A 1,095-nucleotide genomic window follows, 5' to 3' on the forward strand; every position below is an offset into this window, starting at 1 on the left:
GAGCGATCCGGCTCCTGTGGGCAGTATCGTCACGCTCGCTTATAGCTACACCACTGCGTCAGGTGATGACATCACCGAAACCACCCAAGCGATTATTGGTGCCGACGGTGTGACCGCCACGTTTACTATCGATACGGTGGACGATGTTTACGCCGAAGGCGATGAAGTGTTCCGTGTTCGCGTATCGGGTATTGTCGACAGCGACAGTAATCCAATCTTTGAAGCACTGAATTTAGACAATGCGTTCGTCGACACCACCATCAGCGATGAAACCGACCCAGGTCCAGAAGATACGGTTACCGTGACCATGACTGGTCCAGCGAATGTCGTAGAAGGTGATACCACCACGGACTACACCGTGACACTAAGCGATCCGGCGCCAGTCGGTAGCATCGTGACCTTAGCTTATAGCTACACTACTGCATCGGGTGACGATATCACTGAAACCACCCAAGCGATTATTGGTGCCGATGGCGTGACGGCTACATTTACCATTGACACTGTCGATGATTCCGATGACGAGCCGGATGAAGTCTATCGAGTTAGTGTGGCTAGTATTGTCGATGGTGACGACAATCCTATTTTCGAGGCGCTTGACCTCACTAATGCGTATGTTGATACGACCATCATCGATAATGATGAGCCGAATACGCCACCAATCGCTCGTGATTTCATCATTTCCCTCAATGTCCAAGAAGGCATTTTCCCTGTTCAGGATGTAGAGTTCGATGGGCTAACTAGCACCAATGAACAACGAGTTGAAGACATTGAAGATGATGCAGTTGCGGCCAACGATGGTGATATTCTAATACAGGTTGTTGACCTCCCTGAACACGGAGAGTTGTATTATGTGGATGGTAATGGTCAGGAAGTCATTATAGATGAAACCACTCAGTTCCCTGAAAACACAGAGGTTAAGTACCGTTTGACTGATGACTTCTTTGAAGAACAGAGCTTTGACTCAGCAGACCTTCTTGAAGACCAAGGTAAAGATATCTTGGTTAATTCCTATACTCCTCCTAACTCGAACTTAACGTTCACTGGAGGTCAGATAATTACTGTTGGTAACAGTATCATCTTTGATTCTGATGCTCA

Annotated in this window: 1 pseudogene; it reads left to right on the forward strand. The window is 47.5% G+C overall.

What is annotated here, in order from left to right:
- Nucleotides 1–1,095 (forward strand): annotated as a pseudogene (locus R7O12_RS26460) (calcium-binding protein); the annotation flags it as partial.

This window comes from Vibrio sp. Vb1574 (genome assembly GCF_033338675.1).